Genomic DNA, 18,551 nt, shown 5'->3' on the forward strand with positions numbered 1-18,551 from the left:
CGTGCGGGGCGCGTGCGCCAGTTGGAGGACGGTTGGGGCCAGGCTCAGGGTGAAGGCGCCGGCAGCTGGGTCCAGACGCGGCGGACGGCGGCCTCGAGGTGGTCGAGCGGGTAGGGCAGGCGGGCGTCGGGCTCGCGCAGCGCGTCCGCGAGCGCCATCCCACCGAGCCGGCGCTCGCGCAGCACCGTCGCCACCAGGGCCACCTCGTCACGCTGCCGCTCGACGAAGGCGACGTCCACAGGCCGGCCGTGCCCGGGCAGGACGACATCCGGCTCGTCAGCGACGACGAGGTGGGAGGTCAGCGTGTCGGCCCACTCGAGCGGCCACGAGTCGCCACCGAAGGACGGATGGTCGCTCTCCTCGACCAGGTCACCGAGGAACATCGCGCCTGCGTCGGGGACGAGCACGGCCACGTCTCCGTCGGTGTGGCCGCGACCGGCATACGCCATCGTGACGACGCGGTCGCCGAGGTCGATGGTCGCGCTCGAGCCGAACGTGCAGTCCGGCAGCCGCACGGGCGTGGCCAGCACCTGCAGGAGGTCCACCTCGGTGTAGCCGTACTCCGGCGCCGCGCTCGGGTCCTCACGCACGGCTTCCCTGATGTGCGCGGCGTGGACCTCGAGCGTCCGCGCCACGTTGTCGTGGGCGTGCACCGTGGCGGTGTCGAAGGCGACGTTGCCGAAGGTGTGGTCGAAGTGGACGTGGGTGTTGACGACGTGACGGACCTCGATGTCGCGCCCCAGGCCACGGACGTCGTCCAGCACCTCGCCGCCCTGCGCATCGCTGGCGCGGGTGTCCACGACGACGGCCCCGTCACGGCCGAGGACCAGCCCGACGCCGACGTCCCACTGCCGGTAGCGAGCCACGAAGACACGGTCGGCGACCTCGACGAACCCAGGCGCCACCGGCGGAGTCACCGAGGTCCTCCGCCGTGATCCACCTCTCGCACCGCTGCGCCACCGAGCATGCGACCACCGTAGCGACGATCGGCCGGATGGGCGGTTCTGCGGCTCTTCCCCTACGGTGTGATGCCATGCCCAGCGAGACCCGCAACTCCCTCCCTCCCTCGGAGCGTCGACGGCAGCGCGTCGTCGTCGCCGGTATGGCCGGCGTCGCCGTCCTGACGGCCGGGGCGATCGCCTACTGGCCGGGGGACGGCGCCCGAGCAGGTGCCTCGATGGCCGGTGCGACGTCGTTGCAAGACAGCGACTCGACCGGCGGCGCCGCGGGACAGATCTGGGACCCGACCACCACGCCGAAGGCCACCGCGTCGGTCGACCCGAACAGCATCGCGCGCATCAGCCGCGACTCGACGAGGACGCCGGTCGCCCCGAGCGCCGCCCCCGCCGCGGGCACGACCGACGCCACGACCTCGGCCGAGGCCGGCTCCTCTGCGCCCGCTGCCCGGCCGTCCGCCGCCCGGCCGTCAACCGCGACGGTGCCCGTGCTGCCGTCGACCTCCGAGCCCCGCCCGAGCATCGGCCACGGCAGCGCCACGCCCAAGCCGACGGCAACGACCGCAGGGACGTCGACGCCGACCGGTACGCCTACGCCCACCAGCAGCCCCACCTCGACGGCGGTGCCGCTCGCGCCCACCCCGACGACCAGCACCGCCACCCCGACGCCGACGCGCACCCGCTGGAAGGACCGCTGCCTCATCCTGCTCCTCTGCTGAGCGGGGTCAGCGCCGTGTCGGAGCTGGACCGCACGCCCGACCGCGAGGCGACCGCGTGGCAGCCTGTCACCCATGGACTGCGTCTTCTGCTCGATCGTCGCCGGTGACCTCCCCGCCGACGTGGTGCTCGACGAGGGGGACTTCCTCGGGTTCCTCGACCGCCGGCCGGTCTTCAAGGGCCACGTCCTGCTCGTGCCGCGCAGCCACGTGGACACGCTGCTCGACCTGCCGGTCGAGCTGCACGCCGGCCTGCTGGGGGCTGCCCAGCGCCTCGCGGCGGCGGCCGTCGACGGCCTCGGCGCCCAGGGCAGCTTCGTCGCCGTGAACAATGTGGTCAGCCAGTCGGTGCCGCACCTCCACGTGCACGTCGTGCCCCGCACCAAGGGCGACGGGCTGCGGGGCTTCTTCTGGCCGCGCACGAAGTATGCGTCGGAGCTGGAGTCGGCCGAGTACGCCGCCCGCATCGTGGGTGCGCTGTCCCCAGCCGTGGACGCCTGAGCCCGGCGAATGGCATACGCCCTCTTCTGTGCTTGCCGAACGTTTGCACTCTCACCCTGCGAGTGCCAATAATGGCGTTAGCACTCTCCCGGTGGGAGTGACAGAAAATGGGCCGTATGCCGAGGGGCTGGGTTCGCAGCGACATGAAGCTGGGAAGACCGGTCCCGTCCGTCGCGGGCGTCATGCGGGCCACCACCAACGTTTCGTGTGGGAGGAACCACCCGAATGGCCAAGACCATTGCTTTTGACGAAGAGGCGCGCCGCGGTCTCGAGCGGGGCATGAACATCCTCGCCGACGCCGTCCGCGTGACCCTCGGCCCGAAGGGCCGCAACGTCGTCCTGGAGAAGAAGTGGGGCGCCCCCACGATCACCAACGACGGCGTCTCGATCGCCAAGGAGATCGAGCTCGACGACCCGTACGAGAAGATCGGTGCGGAGCTCGTCAAGGAGGTCGCCAAGAAGACCGACGACGTCGCCGGTGACGGCACGACGACGGCGACCGTCCTCGCCCAGGCCATGGTGAAGGAAGGCCTGCGCAACGTGGCCGCCGGCGCCAACCCGATGGCCCTCAAGCGCGGCATCGAGAAGGCCGTCGAGGCCGTCTCCGCCCGTCTGCTCGAGCAGGCCAAGGAGATCGAGACCAAGGAGCAGATCGCCTCGACCGCCAGCATCTCGGCGGCCGACGAGGAGATCGGCGGTCTCATCGCCGAGGCGATGGACAAGGTCGGCAAGGAAGGCGTCATCACCGTCGAGGACTCCAACACCATGGGCCTCGAGCTGGAGATGACGGAGGGTATGCGCTTCGACAAGGGCTACATCTCCGCCTACTTCGTCACCGACACCGAGCGCATGGAGGCCGTCCTCGACGACGCCTACGTGCTCGTCGCCAACAGCAAGATCGGCAGCATCAAGGACCTCATCCCGCTGCTCGAGAAGGTCATGCAGTCCGGCAAGCCGCTGCTGATCATCGCCGAGGACATCGAGGGTGAGGCCCTCGCGACGCTCGTCGTCAACAAGATCAAGGGCACGTTCAAGTCCGTCGCCGTCAAGGCCCCGGGCTTCGGCGACCGCCGCAAGGCCATGCTCACCGACATCGCCATCCTCACCGGTGGCCAGGTCATCTCCGAGGAGGTCGGTCTCAAGCTCGAGAACGCCACCCTCGACCTGCTCGGCAAGGCTCGCAAGGTCGTCGTCACCAAGGACGAGACGACCATCGTCGAGGACGCCGAGGACCGCTCGCAGATCGAGGGTCGCATCGCCCAGATCAAGGCCGAGATCGAGAAGTCGGACTCCGACTACGACCGCGAGAAGCTCCAGGAGCGCCTCGCCAAGCTCGCCGGCGGCGTCGCCGTCATCAAGGCGGGCGCGGCCACCGAGGTCGAGCTCAAGGAGCGCAAGCACCGCATCGAGGACGCCGTCCGCAACGCGAAGGCTGCCGTCGAGGAGGGCATCGTCGCCGGTGGTGGCGTGGCCCTCATCCAGGCCGCCAAGGCGCTCGAGGAGCTCAAGCTCGAGGGCGACGAGGCGACCGGCGCCAACATCGTGCGCGTTGCGACCGAGGCCCCGCTCAAGCAGATCGCGATCAACGCCGGTCTCGAGGGTGGAGTCGTCGCGGAGAAGGTGCGCGGTCTCGACGCCGGCCACGGCCTCAACGCCGCGACCGGTGAGTACGGCGACCTGCTGTCCGCCGGCATCATCGACCCGGTCAAGGTGACGCGCTCGGCGCTGCAGAACGCCGCCTCGATCGCGGCGCTCTTCCTCACGACGGAGGCCGTCATCGCCGACAAGCCCGAGAAGGCCGCTCCGGCCATGCCCGGTGGCGACGACATGGGTGGCATGGGCGGCATGGGCTTCTGAGCCCTACCGCTCCACCTGGCTCGCCAGCACGTCCGAAGGGCGGTTCCTCCTCACGGGGGAGCCGCCCTTCGGCGCGCTCGTGGGTGCGTATGCGTCGGGGTGGCGGTTGCGCGACGCCCTCAGCGGATGAAGAGGGCCCGCGTGGCGTTCTCGTGCTCGGCGTAGGCGGTGGAGGCCTTGAGCGTCAGGCGGCCGACGTCGGCGAGGGCCTCGGTCATCTGTGCCTGGATGCGCTGGTAGTCGTGCATGACCCGCTCGAACTCGACCTTGGCCGGGCCCTGCCAGTCGGCGCCCATCCCGGCCAGGCGGCCACGCAGCTCGGCCGTGCTCGAGGTGATGGTGTCGGCGAGACGGTGTATGTCGCCGGCCGCGGCGGCGATGCGTTCGGTGTCAACGACGGAACGGGACATGGGTCTACTCCTCGATCGGTGGGCCGACCGGACGGTGGCCGCGTGCGTTCGAGGCTAGGTCGGCGGGGGCGGCGGGGTCGGGCGTCATCCACAGGGCTTGCGGGGACGGCCGTGGCGGGCGGCACGGGCTCGTCCGGCTGGCCTAGGCTTCCCGCATGACCGTGTGGATCGACCAGCCCATCTGGCCCGCGCACGGTCGGCTCTTCGCCCACCTGGTCAGCGACGCCTCCTACGACGAGCTGCACGCCGTCGCACGGGCTGCGCAGCTGCACCCGCGCTCGTTCGACGGTGACCACTACGACGTTCCGGAGGGGCGCTGGCGGGACGCCGTCGACGCGGGGGCGACGCCGACGAGTGGGCTCGACCTCGCCCGCCGCCTCAACGCCTCGGGGCTGCGGCTGCGCAAGCGCAAGCGCGACCGCGGAGTGCGGCGCGTCCTCGACGTGAACTTCCCCAATGGGGCCAGCGACGTCGACCTGGTGGCGTCCGACGAGCCGCTCGACCCGGCACGAGTGCTGGCGGCGATGGTGTTCGTGCGCGACCGGCGCGGCGACTTCGTCGTCGTGCACAGCGTGCGTCGCGCGGAGTGGGGTTCGCCCGGCGGGTGGCGCGAGGACGATGAGACGCCGGTCGAGAACGCCGTGCGCGAGACCTTCGAGGAGACGGGCCTGAGGCTGCGCCACTCGGACGTGCTACCTTGCGGCTACGAGAGATTCACGGCGCGAACGGACGACAACGTCTTCGGCCGGGACAGGCCCTACCTGCAGGTTTTCCGGACGCGGCTGGACGAGGCGCGACCGCCGATCAACGACGGCGACGACGGCATCCACGAGACGCGTTGGGTGACGCCGGAGGAGTATGCACAGCTCTGCAGCCACCTCTTCTGGTGGCCCCTCGCGGTCGAGGTCTTCCCCGACCTGCGGGGGCTGGGCGCCCCCCTCTAGACGCGCGTATGCCGCCCGGCGCAGCGGACGGCATACGTGGTCTGTCGTCGTGGTCCGCCTGTCTGACAGGCGAACCCGCCGGGTCAGCGCTGGTTGGTGAAGGTCAGCGCGACGTCGAGGTCGGCCTCGCGCAGCATCCGCTGGACGGCCTGGAGGTCGTCACGCGACTTGCTCGACACTCGGAGCTCGTCGCCCTGGATCTGGCTCTTGACGCCCTTGGGGCCCTCGTCGCGGATCAGCTTGTTGATCTTCTTCGCGTTCTCCTGCGAGATGCCCTCCTTGAGGGGCGCGTCGAGGTGGTACTCCTTGCCGGAGATGCGCGGGCCGGCCTCGGGCACGTCGAGGTGCTTGAGGCTGACCTTGCGCTTGACGAGGTGGGTCTGCACCACGTCGAGGACTGCGAGACAACGCTCCTCGGTGTTCGCCTTCATCTTGATGACGTCACCGGCGAGGTCGACCGAAGCGCCGACGTTCTTGAAGTCGTAGCGGGTCGCGATCTCCTTGCTGGCGCTGTTGACCGCGTTCGCGATCTCCTGCTTGTCGAACTTGCTGACGATGTCGAAGGAGGAGTCGGCCATCGGTGGGGTCCTTCCAGATGCGTGTGGCTGGGCTGTCGGGCGGTGAGCGAGGGGCTGTGGACATGCCGGATACGTCGCCGTGGTCCCGATTACGGACCGCGCCCGATCTCTTGCTATCCTTCCAGACGCACCAAGGCAGGTTGTCCGAGCGGCCAATGGAAGCGGACTGTAAATCCGTCGCGAAAGCTACGAAGGTTCGAATCCTTCACCTGCCACCCAGTGCTCAGAAGGGCCTCTGAACAGCGGAAACGTCGGTTGGAGGCCCTTCTGTCGTGCGACGCCACTGTCCCGGCCACCGGGGCTCAACGGGCGTTCTACGGGTGGTCGCGGGGAAAACGTGGGAAGTTTCGCCAGGCGTCGGCGCTTCGGTCGAGGAGCTGGTAAGCCGAGCGCAGAGCCGCCTCTACCCGGCGACGCGACGGCTCGTCCTCCCCGACGATGCATGACGCGCAGGAGCACGTTGACGCTGTGGCCAGCCCACTGGGCCACCTGGGTAGCCGGCACTCCAGAGTTGAGCCAGAGCGAGACCGCGGCATACCGGAGGTCATACGGGCGAGTCGCCAGGGGCGAGGCGTACTCCTCCGCCGTGAAGACCTGTCGGCGCGCGCCAGCTCCCAGACTCGATACACGATGCCCATGGACTGAGGGCTAGCGTATGGCGGTGGCACAGGTATACCGGGGTACGCCGGTGCTAGGCAGTTGGCGGCCGTACTGTTTCCACGTGACCCTGCCGTCGATGTCGCTGTGGTAGCCGATCGGCGACGGCGCTCTGAGCCGAGCGCGTGGTCCTACGGATTCTCCGCGCTGCTTTTGGGTTGGTGGTCATTGGATCGCTGGGTCGGGACGATCCAACATGGGGACTCGCTGTCCTCCGTTCTGCTGAACATAGGGCTTACCGCCGCATGCCTTTTCAATGTCTGGCGGGCGTTCAGGGCGCCCAGCGCGTCACGCACCAACGCCCGGCGCGCGGCCCATCAGGGGCGGCAGTCCCGCTGCGCCAGAGGCGGACGTTTCAGAACGCAACGCCAGCAGCCTCCAGATGCTGCCCGACAGGTCCTGCGGCTCAATCACGGTCGTAGACACTTATCTGCACCCGCTTCGTACCGGGATGATCCTCGACGTCCTCAGGAAGCGTCGCGGGGTGGCCGCGATGATTCAAGGCCGTGGTCTGTCTGCTCGCGAGGACGAGTTCGTCGGCTTTGACCAGCACTCGCCGTCGGCCTCGGTCGACTCCGACCACGGCGCTCCATGGGGCGTCCAGTCGGTACTGGTCACGTTGCAACTGCAAACCCCCTGCTGTAACCGTCAGGCTGCGGCGCGAAGCTCGCAGCAGAGTCGATGTCCCGTACAGCAGAAGGAACACCACGCCGCCCAGCACGAAGGGAATCGGGACGCTATCCCGGAGCAGGAGCAAGACCACAAGCAGCCACAGGGCAAGAAACAGGCCTCGGCTACGGCGTATGACGTTCGCAAGCGATATACATGCACGCGCTGAACGTAGTGGGGAGCAACTGTCCCTTCAGCCGAGGAGGTCGCGGCACGCTTAGGGCCAACATCCTGAAGGCGGCATGACGGCGCATTGATGGAGGAAGATCGCTGTGCCCGAGCACCGGTCCAGCAACTGATGGGTCACTCAGTGCGCTGCTTGCGGCCGGCTAGTCACGGGCCTCGGAAATTGGCGGTGCTTTGGCGTACAACGAGGTGCGTCGGCACGAGTTCGACGGTCGTGGCGGCGTCGTCCGGGGGGCGTGAGCGCAGCAGCGCGAGCACGATCTCAATGCAGCGCCGCCCGACCTCTGAGAAATCCTGGTGGACCGTGGTCAGCGGCGGCAGGTACGAGGAGGAGTCGGGGTTGTCGTCGAAGCCGACGACGCTGACGTCCTGTGGAACGCGTCGCCCCTTCTCGTGGAGGGCGCGCAGGATCCCGAGGGCCATCTGGTCGTTGGCGGCGAACACCGCCGTGCACGACGGCTCGTCGGCCAGGCGCAGCCCGGCCTGGTAGCCCGAGGCCGCCGTCCAGTCGCCGACGACCATCGGGGGGGCCTCGATCCCCTTCTCCTGCAGCAGGGCCCGCCAAGCGTTCGCACGGCGACCAGCCGAGAAGGACTCCTCCGGGCCGGCCACGTGCCAGACCGTGCGATGGCCCAGCTCGAGCAGGTGCGCGACGGCGCTACGGGCGCCGGCGTCCTGGTCGGTGTCGACGACCGGGTAGACGTGAGCGAGGTCGGTGTCGGCCACGACCGCGGGCATCCCGGGCGGCAGGACGAGCAGCGACTCGTCGAGTTGGTGGCGCTCCATGACGACGATGACCCCGTCGACGACGTCCTCACCGACCCGCGAGAAGCCGCCGTCCTCTTGCTGTGCCGGGGCAGGTGGCAGCAACGTGACGGCGTAGCCCTGCTCCAGGGCCGCCCTGGTGATGGCCTCGAGGGTGCGCATGTTCCCGGTCGTGGCCAGGGTCGACATGATGACGCCGATCGTGCGGAACTCGCCGCGCTTGAGGGCACGAGCGGCGCTGTTCGGGCGGTAGCCGAGCTCGCGCATGGCGTCAAGAACCAGCCGGCGGGTCGACTCAACGACTCCGGGGTAGCCGTTGGACACCCGCGAGACGGTCTGGGCCGAGACGCCGGCATGCTGGGCGACGTCGTCCATGCTGACGCGACGCCGGCCGGCGGGGCGCGCCGGCGAGGGGCGGGGGCTGGGGCTCTCCAGCTCCCGGGAGGGCGCCTGGCTCGGCGACTGTCCCGTGGGCACGGCCGGGGCCTCCTCGCGCGTCGTCGGAACCTGGGTCGGAACCGCACTCCAAGCCTGAGAAGAGCATGCCATCGAGACGATGGTTGCGCAAACATGTCCCAAGTGCTCCAATGATTGCGCAAACATCACGAATGACCGAGGAGCCCAGTCGATGACGACCAGCGCATCCGCGCCCTCCGGCCCGATCACGGCCCGCCGGCCCGGTTGGACCCCCCGCGGCACCTCCGGCGACACGTCGCGGCGTCGCCAGGCCCTTGCCGGGTGGGGTTTCATGTCGCCGTTCCTGCTCGTTTTCGCGCTGGTGTTCATCGCGCCGCTCGCCTACGCGATCTACCTCTCGCTCTTCCGCGAGCAACTCATCGGGGGCACGTCGTTCGTCGGTGCCGACAACTACGTCCAGGCCCTCGGCGACCCGGCCTTCTGGGCCTCGTCCCGGCGCGTCGCGCTCTTCCTCGTCGTCCAGGTGCCCGCCATGCTCGGCCTCGCCCTGCTCGCGGCGCTCGCCATCGACAGTGCGCGGCTGCACGGCGCGGCCTTCTTCCGCATCGCGATCTTCCTGCCGTACGCGGTGCCCGCCGTCGTCGCCGCCCTGATGTGGGGCTTCATGTACGGGCCGCGGTTCGGCCTCGTCGGCAACATCAACGAGGCCTTCGGCTGGCACCTGCCCGACCCGCTCTCCAGCAACCTCGTGCTCGCCTCGATCGGCAACATCGTCACGTGGGAGTTCGTCGGCTACAACATGCTGATCTTCTACGCGGCGCTGCGCGTCATCCCGCACGACCTCTACGAGGCCGCCGAGCTCGACGGCGCCGGCCAGGTGCGGATCGTCACCGCGATCAAGCTGCCCGCCCTGCGCGGTGCGATCGTCGTCGCCACGATCTTCTCGATCATCGGCAGCTTCCAGCTGTTCAACGAGCCGAACATCCTGCGCTCGCTCGCCCCCAACGCGATCTCGACGAGCTACACGCCGAACATGTACGCCTACAACCTGTCCTTCGCCGGCCAGCAGTACAACTACTCGGCCACGGTCGCCATCATCATGGGCCTGCTCACGGTGGTGGTCGCCTACGCGGTCCAAGTCCGCGGCATGCGCGAGGGGGCCGGCCGATGAGCTCCACCCGCCCCTCCACGCTCCGCACCCGGCGCGCTCCCTCGGCGCCGACCGCCGCGCCTGTCACCCTGGCCGCCGCGTCGGAGGAGTCGGCCACCACCGCGTCGTCCCCGGCGTCGGCCAAGGCGTCCCGCGCCCACTCCCGGACGCCGCGCAAGAGCCCCCTGCTCACCGGCCTCATGACGCTCGTGCTCCTCTACAGCGTCGTGCCGCTCGTCTGGCTGTTCGTCAACGCGACCAAGTCGCAGGACAACCTCTTCAGCTCGTTCGGCCTGTGGTTCAAGGGCTTTGACCTCTTCGACAACATCGCCCGCACACTGTCCTACGACGACCACATCTTCCTGCGCTGGATCGGCAACACGCTGCTCTACGTCGTCATCGGCGCCGGCGGGGCCACCTTCCTGGCCGTCCTCGGCGGCTACGCGCTCGCAAAGTTCGCCTTCCCCGGCAAGCGGGCCGTGCTCGCGGTCGTCCTCGGCGCCGTGGCGGTCCCGGCCACCGCCCTCGCCGTGCCGACCTTCCTGCTCTTCAGCAAGCTGGGCCTCACCAACACGCCGTGGTCGGTCATCGTGCCGAGCCTCATCAGCCCGTTCGGCCTCTACCTCATGTGGACCTTCGCCCGCGAAGCCATCCCCGACGAGCTCATCGAGGCCGCCCGCGTCGACGGCGCCACCGAGGCCCGGATCTTCTTCCAGGTCTGCCTGCCCCTGCTGGCCCCGGGCATGGTCACCGTGCTGCTCTTCGCGATCGTCGCGACGTGGAACAACTACTTCCTGCCGCTCATCATGCTCAAGGACCCCGCCTGGTACCCCCTGACGGTCGGCCTCAACGTGTGGAACGCCCAAGCCACGACGGCCGGCGGCGAGGCCATCTACAACCTCGTCATCACCGGCTCCCTGCTCACGATCGTCCCGCTCATCGCCGCCTTCCTCCTGCTCCAGCGGTTCTGGCAGTCCGGACTCACGGCCGGGAGCGTCAAAGCCTGACCGACGCCCCTGCGGCCGCCCCCACCCCCACGACCCGGTGGGCCCGCCCCCCTGCGGACCCACTCCCACGGACGCGTCCGTCCGCTCTCGCACAACGAAGTGAAAGGAAACCGATGATGAAGCCCCTCTCCGCGAAGATGACGCGACGTGCCGTCGTGGTCGCCCTCGCGGCCACGACCCTCGCCGCCTGCGGTTCGAACACCGGCGGCTCGGGTTCGGGCGGCACCGCCGCCGGCTCCGCCTCGGACGTCGAGACCGCCCTGTCCAAGGGTGGCCAGATCACCGTCTGGGCCTGGGAGCCGACGCTCAAGCCGGTGGTGGCCGACTTCGAGAAGAAGTACCCGAAGGTCAAGGTCAAGCTCGTCAACGCCGGCACCGGCAACGACCAGTACACCGCGCTGCAGAACGCGATCAAGGCGGGCTCCGGCGTGCCCGACGTCGCGCAGATCGAGTACTACGCCCTGCCGCAGTTCATCCTCGGCAAGTCGGTCACCGACCTCGCCTCCTTCGGCGCGAGCGACCTCAAGTCCAAGTTCAGCACCGGCCCTTGGAGCTCCTCCACCAGCGGCAACGGCGTATACGCCCTGCCGATGGACTCCGGCCCGATGGCGCTCTTCTACAACAAGCAGGTCTTCGCCAAGTACGGCATCGCCGTCCCGAAGACCTGGGACGAGTACCTCGACGCGGCCCGCAAGCTGCACAAGGCCGACCCGAAGGCCTACATCACCAACGACACCGGTGACGCCGGCTTCACGACCTCGATGATCTGGCAGGCCGGCGGCAAGCCGTTCAGCGTCAACGGCACCAACGTCAAGATCAACCTGACGAGCGACCCCGGCGTGCAGAAGTTCGCGAAGGTCTGGAGCACGATGGTTTCCGAGGGCCTCGTCGCGCCGGTCAGCTCGTGGAGCGACGGCTGGTATAAGGGCCTCGGCGACGGCTCCATCGCGACGCTGTCGATCGGTGCGTGGATGCCGGCCAACCTCGAGTCGGGCGTCGCGGCCGGCAAGGGCAAGTGGGCCGTGGCGCCGCTGCCGCAGTGGACCGCCGGCCAGAAGGCCAGCTCGGAGAACGGCGGCAGCTCGCTCGCCGTGCCGGAGGCCAGCCAGAACAAGGCCCTCGCCTACGCGTTCCTCAAGTACGCCGACGTCGAGGACGGCGTCAAGACGCGCGTCGACGGCGGCGCGTTCCCGGCCACGACCGCCGAGCTGAACTCGCCCGCGTTCCTCGGCAAGACGTTCCCGTACTTCGGCGGCCAGAAGGTCAACGAAGTGCTGTCGCAGTCGGCCAAGGACGTCGTGCCGGGCTGGTCCTACCTGCCCTTCCAGGTCTACGCCAACAGCATCTTCAACGACACGGTCGGCCAGGCCTACAGCGGCAAGGGCGACCTTGCCTCCGGCCTCAAGGCGTGGCAGGACGCCGCCGCCACCTACGGCAATCAGCAGGGCTTCAGCGTCAACAAGTGACCGTCGCACCGGGCACGACGACACGTCCGTCGTGGCCGGTGCCCCGGCAAGCCGCACGAGAGTGCAGCACCACGAAGGAGAATCGGTGAGCAGCCAGACACCCACGCCCGGCCCGACGGAGTCGCGCCCAACGTGGATCCGATGGCCCGACGGACGACCCCGGGTCGGCTTCGGCGGGGACTACACCCCCGAGCAGTGGCCTCGCGAGGTGTGGAAGGAGGACGTCCACCTCATGCGTGAGGCCGGCGTCAACCTCGTCAACGTCGCGATCTTCGGGTGGTCGCTTATAGAACCCGCCGACGGCGTCTTCGACTTCTCGACCTTCGACGAGGTGCTCGACCTGCTCCACGGCGCCGACATCGCCGTCGACCTTGCCACGGCCACGGCCTCGCCGCCGGCGTGGCTCGTCACCGCACACCCCGAGATCCGGCCCGTCGGCCCGGCCGGTGAGGTGCTCGGCTTCGGTGGCCGGCAGAGTTGGTGCCCGTCCTCACCGCTGTACCGCGAGTACTCGGTCCGCCTGACCGAGAAGATCGCAGAGCACTACGCCGACCACCCGGTGCTCGCGCTCTGGCACGTCTCCAACGAGCTCGGCTGCCACAACGCCCGCTGCTTCTGCGACATCTCCGCGGCGCACTTCCGCACTTGGCTGCAGGACCGCTACGGCGACGTCAACACCCTCAACGACGCGTGGGGCACCCAGTTCTGGAGCCAGCTCTACACCTCGTTCGAGCAGGTGCAGCCGCCCCGGCTCGCCCCGACGTACCCCAACCCGACGCAGCAGCTCGACTTCGCGCGGTTCAGCTCAGACGCGCTGCGCGACCAGCTAGTGGCCGAGGCCGACGTGCTGCGGCGCGTCAGCCCCGAAGTGCCCGTCACGACGAACTTCATGGTCATGGGCGAGACGCGCAACATGGACTACGCGGCCTGGGCCGCCGACGTCGACCTCGTCTCCAACGACCACTACCTGCTCGAGGGCGCTGCCGAACCCCAGCTCGAGCTCGCCTTCAGCGCCGACCTGACCCGCGGCGTCGCCTCGGGCCGCCCGTGGATGGTCATGGAGCAGTCGACGAGCGCCGTCAACTGGGGCCACGTGAACCGCCCCAAGAAGGCCGGCGAGCTGCGCCGCAACTCCCTGTCCCAGGTGGCCCGCGGCGCCGACGCCATCAGCTACTTCCAGTGGCGCCAGTCCCGCGCGGGCGCGGAGAAGTACCACTCGGCGATGGTGCCGCACGCCGGCGCGGAGTCCCGTGTGTTCCGGGAGGTCAGCGCGCTCGGGGCCGACCTCGCCGCGCTCGAGCCGGTCCTCGGCTCGACCGTGACCAGCGACGTCGCCCTGCTGTTCGACTGGGACAGCTGGTGGTCCAGCGAACTTGACTCGCACCCGAGCCAGGACTTCCGCTACCGGCAGGTCGCGCTCGAGTGGTACGAATCGTTCTGGCGCCGCGGCATCTGCGTCGACGTGGTGCCCGCCACGACGGACCTCGCGGCCTACCGCCTCGTTGTCGTGCCCGCGCTGCACCTGGTCACCGACGCCGTGGCCGACGCGGTCGCCGCCTTCGCGGAGGCCGGCGGCACGGTGCTCGTCACCTACTTCTCCGGCATCGTCGATGAGTTCGACCACGTGCGCCTCGGCGGCTACCCGGGCGCCTTCCGCGACCTGCTGGGCGTCCGCGTAGAGGAGTTCAGCCCGCTCCGTGAGGGCGAGTCCGTGACGCTCTCGGACGGCAGCACGGCAGCGCGCTGGTCGGAGGACCTCGCCGTCGTCGACGCGGAGCCCGTCCTTGACTACGCGTCGGGCAGCTACGCCGGGCAGCCGGCGCTCACCCGCCGCGCGCTCGAGCACGGGGCGGCCTGGTACGTGTCCACGGCGCTGCCGGACGCCACCCGCGACGCGGTCGTCGACCGGCTCGTCGCGGACACCGACGTGGCGCCGGTGGCCGTCGCGAACCGAGGGCTCGAGCTCGTGCGCCGCACCGGCCCGCGCGGTCGCTTCCTCTTCGCCGTCAACCACACCGGGGGCCCGCTGACGGTCCGGACCTCCGGCCGCAGCCTGTTAGCCGGGACCGACGTCGGTCCCGTGGTCGAGGTCGCGGCGGGCGATGTCGTCGTTGTCCACGAGGCCGACTGACGCCTCGATCCGTCGACCTTTCGTTCCATCACCCAACTGCACCACCCAACTGCACCACCCACTGCACCACCCGTGAGGGGGGCCCGCCGCCGCGATCCGGTGGCGGGCCCGACACCCGCCCTCGGTCCGCCACTGCCGCCGTTCCCAGGAAGGTCCATCGATGCACCCTGCCCGAGCAGCCGGTCCCACCCGCCGCGCTCTACCGTCCCGCCCGCTCGCCCTCGGCCTGACGACGCTCGTCGCGCTGGGCGGGGCCTTGACCAGCACCGGCCCCGCGCACGCCGCCAGCCCCGCCAGCACCGTCACCACCCCGGCGGTCGCTCCGACGAGCACCGTCCCGACGGTGTCGATCCAGCCCGACCCGTCCTACCAGCAGCCGGCCTTCGAGGGCTGGGGCACCAGCCTCGTCTGGTTCGCCAACGCCACCGGCGGCTACCCCGACGAGATCCGGCAGAAGCTGGCCGACCTCGTCTTCGGTAAGGACGGCCTGGCCCTCAACATCGCCCGCTACAACATCGGCGGCGGCAACGCCCCCGACGTCAAGGACTACCTGCGCCCCGGCGGCGCCGTGCAGGGCTGGTGGAAGGCGCCCGCCGGCACGACGCGCGCCGACACCTCCTGGTGGTCCCCGGACGACGCGAACGACTGGAACTGGGACGCCGACCAGACCCAGCGCTGGTGGGTCGACCACATCAAGGGCTCGATCACGAAGTGGGAGACGTTCAGCAACTCGCCGCCGTGGTTCATGACCGAGTCCGGCTACGTGTCAGGCAACTTCAATGCCGGAGCCGACCAGCTCAAGCGCAGCAGCATCGCCGACTTCGCCTCCTACCTCGTCAAGGTCACCGAGCACCTCGAGCAGAGCAGCGGCATCAAGGTCGACACCATCGATCCGTTCAACGAGCCGAACACGAGCTACTGGGGCACCCAGCTCGGGGCAAACGGCCAGCCCACGGGCGGCCGCCAGGAGGGCGCGCACATCGGCCCCGAGCTCCAGCAGCAGGTGGTCAAGGCCCTCGCGCCCGCGCTCGCGTCGTCCTCGACGAAGGCGAACATCTCGGCGATGGACGAAACGAACCCCGGCACGTTCGTGCGCAACTGGACGAGTTACCCAGCCGACGTCAAGGCGTCGGTGTCACAGCTCAACGTCCACACCTACGGCACGGGCCAGCGCACCGCGGTCCGCGACCTCGCCAAGTCCGACGCGAAGCCGCTGTGGATGTCGGAGGTCGAGGGCAGCTGGGGCAACGGCCAGAGCTTCACCTCGATGGACCCGGGCATCGGCATGGCCCAGCACATCACCGACGACCTGCGCGAGCTCGAGCCGTCGGCCTGGGTGTTCTGGCAGCCGGTCGAGGACTACAAGAACATGAAGCCCGGTGGCGAGAGCGCGGCCGGCGCGAACTGGGGCAGCATCCAGCTGCCGTTCGACTGCACGGCGAAGGACACCCTTGCGACGTGCCCGATCCACACGAACCAGAAGTTCAACACGGTCCGCAACTTCACTCACTACATCCGCCCGGGTGACCACGTCGTCAAGGTCAACGACACCGCGACCGTCGCCGCGATCCGTCCCGACGCCCGCACCGCGACGCTCGTGCACACCAACGACGCGACGAGCGCACAGGACGTCGTCGTCGACCTGTCGAAGTTCGGCCACGTCGGCCCGAAGGCGAGCGTCACGGCGATTGTCACCGATGCGTCGGGTGCGCTCGTGCCGCAGGCGCCGGTCGCCGTCACAGGCAGCAGCGCCACGGTCCGCGTGCCGGCGCGGTCGGTCACGACGCTCGTCGTCAGCGACGTCCGGGACGTGGCCAAGGACGCCGCGACCTTCCAAGACGGCCACGCCTACCGGTTCCTCGGCGTCCAGAGCGGCCGTTCGCTCGCCGCTGAGGACCAGGGCGCCGCGATCCGCACGACCGACGCCACGACCGGTGACCAGCTGTGGACGGTCACGAAGGTAACCACCGGTGACAGCAACCGCGAGCGGTACCAGCTGCGGGCCCTCGACGGTCGCCAGATCGCCCAGCGCGACGGCTCGCTCGTGCTCGAGCCAGCACAGGAGACGCCCGACGCGGCGGCGCAGTGGTACCTCTCGACCACTGGGGACGGCACGTTCACTGTCGCGAACGCGGCGGAGCCCGTCGACCTCGAGGTCAGCGGCGAGGCGACGGCCGACGGTGCGAAGGTCGGCGCGTGGCAACCGAATGCGAACGCCAACCAGCGCTGGCGCGTCGTCGAAGAGACCGTCAAAGGCGTCAGCGACCTCAGCGGGTTCACCCTCCCGGGTCGCGCCCCGAGCCTGCCCGACACCGTGACGCCCGACCGCGCCGGCGGTGCGGCCCGCGCCATCCCCGTGACGTGGCGCTCGGTCCCGGCGGCCCGGTGGAAGACGACCGGCCAGGTGTTTGTCTTCGGCACGGCGACCGACCCGGCCACCGGCCGTGAGTACGCGGTGCGCGACGTCGTCACCGTGGACACCGTCTCGAAGACGACGTCGGTCACCGCGCGAACCTACGTCGGCGGCACGCCGAGCCTGCCCGCGACGGTGACCGCCGCGAGCGACCGGTACCAGGTCGCCGTGACGCTCCCGGTCACGTGGGACACGTCCAGCGCGACCTACGACCGCGTCGGCGATGTCACGGTCAGCGGCACCGCAACACTGCCCGACGGCACCACGGTCCCGGCCTCGGTCGTCGTCACGGTGACCGAGCCGGTCGAGGCCAACGCGGCCCTCACGCCCGGCACTGTCGCGAGCGCGACGTTCACGGAGCCGGGATACTCGGTGCAGGGCATAGTCAACGGCGCCCTCACCGACAAGGCGTGGTCGAACTGGCGCTCGGGGACGCAGCGCCCGGGCGACACCCTGACCGTGACGCTGCCCATGCCGCGCGACGTGACGCGTGTCGTGACGCGCTTCTACCAGGACGGCGGCAACGTCAGCTACGCGCGGACGCTGCAGGTCGAGGCCCTCGTCGACGGCAAGTGGCGCCCGGTGTCGGACGTGGTCACGGTCGCCGCGACCGGCCCGGCGGCGCCCGTCGTCTCCGTCCCGGTGACGCCTGTGCGCACGAGCGCAGTGCGCGTCGTCATGACAGCGAACAGCTACATGACGGTCAGCGAGGTCGAGGTGATGGCCAAGAGCGCCAACTGAAGAAGCGCTTTCGACCCATGGCAGTGGCCGTGCACCGTCAAGGACGGTGCACGGCCACTGCAGCTCGCGCCTCGCGAAGCCTTGAGGCCAGCCAGTGGGCGACTCGTCCAGTCCTTGCGCGTCGGCGCGAGCTTCCGCACTCCTCGGCGTCAGAGTCCAACACGTCCGGCGGCGGCGGAGCCACAAGCCCAGCCACCACGATGGCGATGAGCAAGGTGACGATTGCCGCGGTGTCTCCGTATCGGCCATTCACCCAAAAGGCCAGAGCAATAGCAATCACACGGGCGGCGAGGAACCACCAGCCGGCCGGCGTAGACAAGGTCAAGCGGACCGCCACGCCGATCCCTCGCCAGTTCCGGAAGCCGAGTTTGCGCACCTCCGCACCATAGAGGCGCGCGCTCCCCTGCGGGTCAGGTCGCCAGCGCGGAGGGAGAGTGGGAAGCCTCACGCGGAGCCAAACCAACGAGCGATCGGCGGCATGTGCGTGCGTCGCTGGGCTCCTGTCACTGGCACTCTTCTTGCATGACGATCTGGGTGGAACTGCGACGCCGCGACTCCTCGCCTGTGCGGGACGTCGCCGACCCTTCCGGAGGCACATTCGATGCCGCCGGCGACTTCGATCGGTTCATCGGTCGTCCAACGCTGCCGGTCCTCGGCGCGATCGACCCTTACGCCGACACGTCAATAGCGAGCGTCGAGATGCCCGGGCTCTTGCGTGATATCGAGCTGTCGCTGGATGACGCAAAGGATGGGCCGGAGATGCGCGGCCTGCTCCGGCTACGGGCTCTCGCTGGACTCTGCCGAGACGACGCGTCGACCTATCTGATCTTCGGTGGCGACTGACACGCACTATCCGCGGCAGTCCGGATGTTCTCGAGTCCGGACTACAGATGGTGCTGAGTGATCGGCACGTCGTGCGGGCCGCCCTGGTCGATGACGCGGACGGATCCAATGTCGGTCCCAGGCGGGTAGAGGAAGACTCCGACC

Annotated in this window: 15 protein-coding genes and 1 tRNA gene; 11 read left to right on the forward strand and 5 right to left on the reverse strand. The window is 69.5% G+C overall.

The features are described 5' to 3' along the window. Positions 1-44: 44 nt before the first annotated feature. Positions 45-905 carry an MBL fold metallo-hydrolase gene (locus ABD194_RS11340; protein ID WP_343991341.1) on the reverse strand — a complete coding sequence of 287 codons (861 nt, stop codon included), beginning with the start codon at positions 903-905 and terminating at the stop codon, positions 45-47. A 235-nt stretch (positions 906-1,140) separates the two neighbouring features. Continuing rightward, entirely contained in the window at positions 1,141-1,659 is a 519-nt protein-coding gene (locus ABD194_RS11345; protein WP_343991343.1) for a hypothetical protein, read from the reverse strand. 88 nt (positions 1,660-1,747) lie between these two features. Between ABD194_RS11345 and ABD194_RS11350 the strand changes: the two genes are divergently transcribed. Together ABD194_RS11350 and groL are read left to right on the forward strand one after the other, a co-directional pair. Then, positions 1,748-2,173 carry an HIT family protein gene (locus ABD194_RS11350; protein ID WP_343991345.1) on the forward strand — a complete coding sequence of 142 codons (426 nt, stop codon included), beginning with the start codon at positions 1,748-1,750 and terminating at the stop codon, positions 2,171-2,173. A gap of 225 nt (positions 2,174-2,398) precedes the next feature. Next, entirely contained in the window at positions 2,399-4,030 is a 1,632-nt protein-coding gene (gene groL / locus ABD194_RS11355; protein ID WP_343991347.1) for a chaperonin GroEL, read from the forward strand. A gap of 119 nt (positions 4,031-4,149) precedes the next feature. On the opposite strand, the gene ABD194_RS11360 is transcribed toward groL, so the two are convergent. Further along, entirely contained in the window at positions 4,150-4,440 is a 291-nt protein-coding gene (locus ABD194_RS11360) for a WXG100 family type VII secretion target (protein ID WP_142204009.1), read from the reverse strand. Positions 4,441-4,595: 155 nt separating this feature from the next. Between ABD194_RS11360 and ABD194_RS11365 the strand changes: the two genes are divergently transcribed. Continuing rightward, on the forward strand, positions 4,596-5,384 hold the full coding sequence (locus ABD194_RS11365; RefSeq protein WP_343991352.1) for a DUF4031 domain-containing protein: 789 nt from the start codon (positions 4,596-4,598) through the stop codon (positions 5,382-5,384). An 83-nt stretch (positions 5,385-5,467) separates the two neighbouring features. Here the strand turns inward: ABD194_RS11365 and ABD194_RS11370 are convergent, their stop codons facing one another. Beyond that, positions 5,468-5,962 (reverse strand): YajQ family cyclic di-GMP-binding protein, encoded by a 495-nt coding sequence (locus ABD194_RS11370; RefSeq protein WP_343991354.1) that lies wholly within the window; start codon positions 5,960-5,962, stop codon positions 5,468-5,470. Between the two features lie 134 nt (positions 5,963-6,096). On the opposite strand from ABD194_RS11370, the gene ABD194_RS11375 reads away from it, so the two are divergent. Next, a tRNA-Tyr gene (locus ABD194_RS11375) sits at positions 6,097-6,177 on the forward strand. Positions 6,178-7,070: 893 nt separating this feature from the next. Then, positions 7,071-7,457 carry a hypothetical protein gene (locus ABD194_RS11380; protein WP_343991356.1) on the forward strand — a complete coding sequence of 129 codons (387 nt, stop codon included), beginning with the start codon at positions 7,071-7,073 and terminating at the stop codon, positions 7,455-7,457. Positions 7,458-7,621: 164 nt separating this feature from the next. Here the strand turns inward: ABD194_RS11380 and ABD194_RS11385 are convergent, their stop codons facing one another. Beyond that, the gene (locus ABD194_RS11385; RefSeq protein WP_343991358.1) at positions 7,622-8,716 is read right to left on the reverse strand and encodes a LacI family DNA-binding transcriptional regulator; all 1,095 of its coding nucleotides are present in this window, start codon (positions 8,714-8,716) and stop codon (positions 7,622-7,624) included. Between the two features lie 151 nt (positions 8,717-8,867). On the opposite strand from ABD194_RS11385, the gene ABD194_RS11390 reads away from it, so the two are divergent. The 6 genes from ABD194_RS11390 to ABD194_RS11415 all read left to right on the forward strand — a co-directional run bounded on the left by ABD194_RS11390 (position 8,868) and on the right by ABD194_RS11415 (position 18,407). Further along, entirely contained in the window at positions 8,868-9,827 is a 960-nt protein-coding gene (locus ABD194_RS11390) for a carbohydrate ABC transporter permease (RefSeq protein WP_343991360.1), read from the forward strand. 179 nt (positions 9,828-10,006) lie between these two features. Next, on the forward strand, positions 10,007-10,813 hold the full coding sequence (locus ABD194_RS11395) for a carbohydrate ABC transporter permease (RefSeq protein WP_343994113.1): 807 nt from the start codon (positions 10,007-10,009) through the stop codon (positions 10,811-10,813). Positions 10,814-10,929: 116 nt separating this feature from the next. Then, the gene (locus ABD194_RS11400; protein ID WP_425579977.1) at positions 10,930-12,279 is read left to right on the forward strand and encodes an ABC transporter substrate-binding protein; all 1,350 of its coding nucleotides are present in this window, start codon (positions 10,930-10,932) and stop codon (positions 12,277-12,279) included. An 85-nt stretch (positions 12,280-12,364) separates the two neighbouring features. Next, positions 12,365-14,410, forward strand: coding sequence for a beta-galactosidase (locus ABD194_RS11405; protein WP_343991364.1), 2,046 nt, complete (start codon positions 12,365-12,367; stop codon positions 14,408-14,410). A 160-nt stretch (positions 14,411-14,570) separates the two neighbouring features. Further along, a complete protein-coding gene (locus ABD194_RS11410) occupies positions 14,571-17,564 on the forward strand; it encodes a glycoside hydrolase (RefSeq protein ID WP_343991366.1) in 2,994 nt (997 codons plus the stop codon). A 522-nt stretch (positions 17,565-18,086) separates the two neighbouring features. Continuing rightward, a complete protein-coding gene (locus tag ABD194_RS11415; RefSeq protein WP_343991368.1) occupies positions 18,087-18,407 on the forward strand; it encodes a hypothetical protein in 321 nt (106 codons plus the stop codon). The last annotated feature ends 144 nt before the right edge of the window (positions 18,408-18,551 follow it).

Source organism: Terrabacter terrae (genome assembly GCF_039529575.1).
GTDB lineage: Bacteria > Actinomycetota > Actinomycetes > Actinomycetales > Dermatophilaceae > Terrabacter > Terrabacter terrae.

Excerpts from the sequence above, each read along its gene's own strand:
- ABD194_RS11345 (WP_343991343.1), bottom strand. The coding sequence starts at position 1,659 with ATGAGGCAGCGGTCCTTCCAGCGGGTGCGCGTCGGCGTCGGGGTGGCG.
- ABD194_RS11350 (WP_343991345.1), top strand. The coding sequence starts at position 1,748 with ATGGACTGCGTCTTCTGCTCGATCGTCGCCGGTGACCTCCCCGCCGAC.
- groL (WP_343991347.1), top strand. The coding sequence starts at position 2,399 with ATGGCCAAGACCATTGCTTTTGACGAAGAGGCGCGCCGCGGTCTCGAG.
- ABD194_RS11360 (WP_142204009.1), bottom strand. The coding sequence starts at position 4,440 with ATGTCCCGTTCCGTCGTTGACACCGAACGCATCGCCGCCGCGGCCGGC.
- ABD194_RS11365 (WP_343991352.1), top strand. The coding sequence starts at position 4,596 with ATGACCGTGTGGATCGACCAGCCCATCTGGCCCGCGCACGGTCGGCTC.
- ABD194_RS11370 (WP_343991354.1), bottom strand. The coding sequence starts at position 5,962 with ATGGCCGACTCCTCCTTCGACATCGTCAGCAAGTTCGACAAGCAGGAG.
- ABD194_RS11380 (WP_343991356.1), top strand. The coding sequence starts at position 7,071 with ATGATCCTCGACGTCCTCAGGAAGCGTCGCGGGGTGGCCGCGATGATT.
- ABD194_RS11390 (WP_343991360.1), top strand. The coding sequence starts at position 8,868 with ATGACGACCAGCGCATCCGCGCCCTCCGGCCCGATCACGGCCCGCCGG.
- ABD194_RS11395 (WP_343994113.1), top strand. The coding sequence starts at position 10,007 with ATGACGCTCGTGCTCCTCTACAGCGTCGTGCCGCTCGTCTGGCTGTTC.
- ABD194_RS11400 (WP_425579977.1), top strand. The coding sequence starts at position 10,930 with ATGAAGCCCCTCTCCGCGAAGATGACGCGACGTGCCGTCGTGGTCGCC.
- ABD194_RS11410 (WP_343991366.1), top strand. The coding sequence starts at position 14,571 with ATGCACCCTGCCCGAGCAGCCGGTCCCACCCGCCGCGCTCTACCGTCC.
- ABD194_RS11415 (WP_343991368.1), top strand. The coding sequence starts at position 18,087 with ATGACGATCTGGGTGGAACTGCGACGCCGCGACTCCTCGCCTGTGCGG.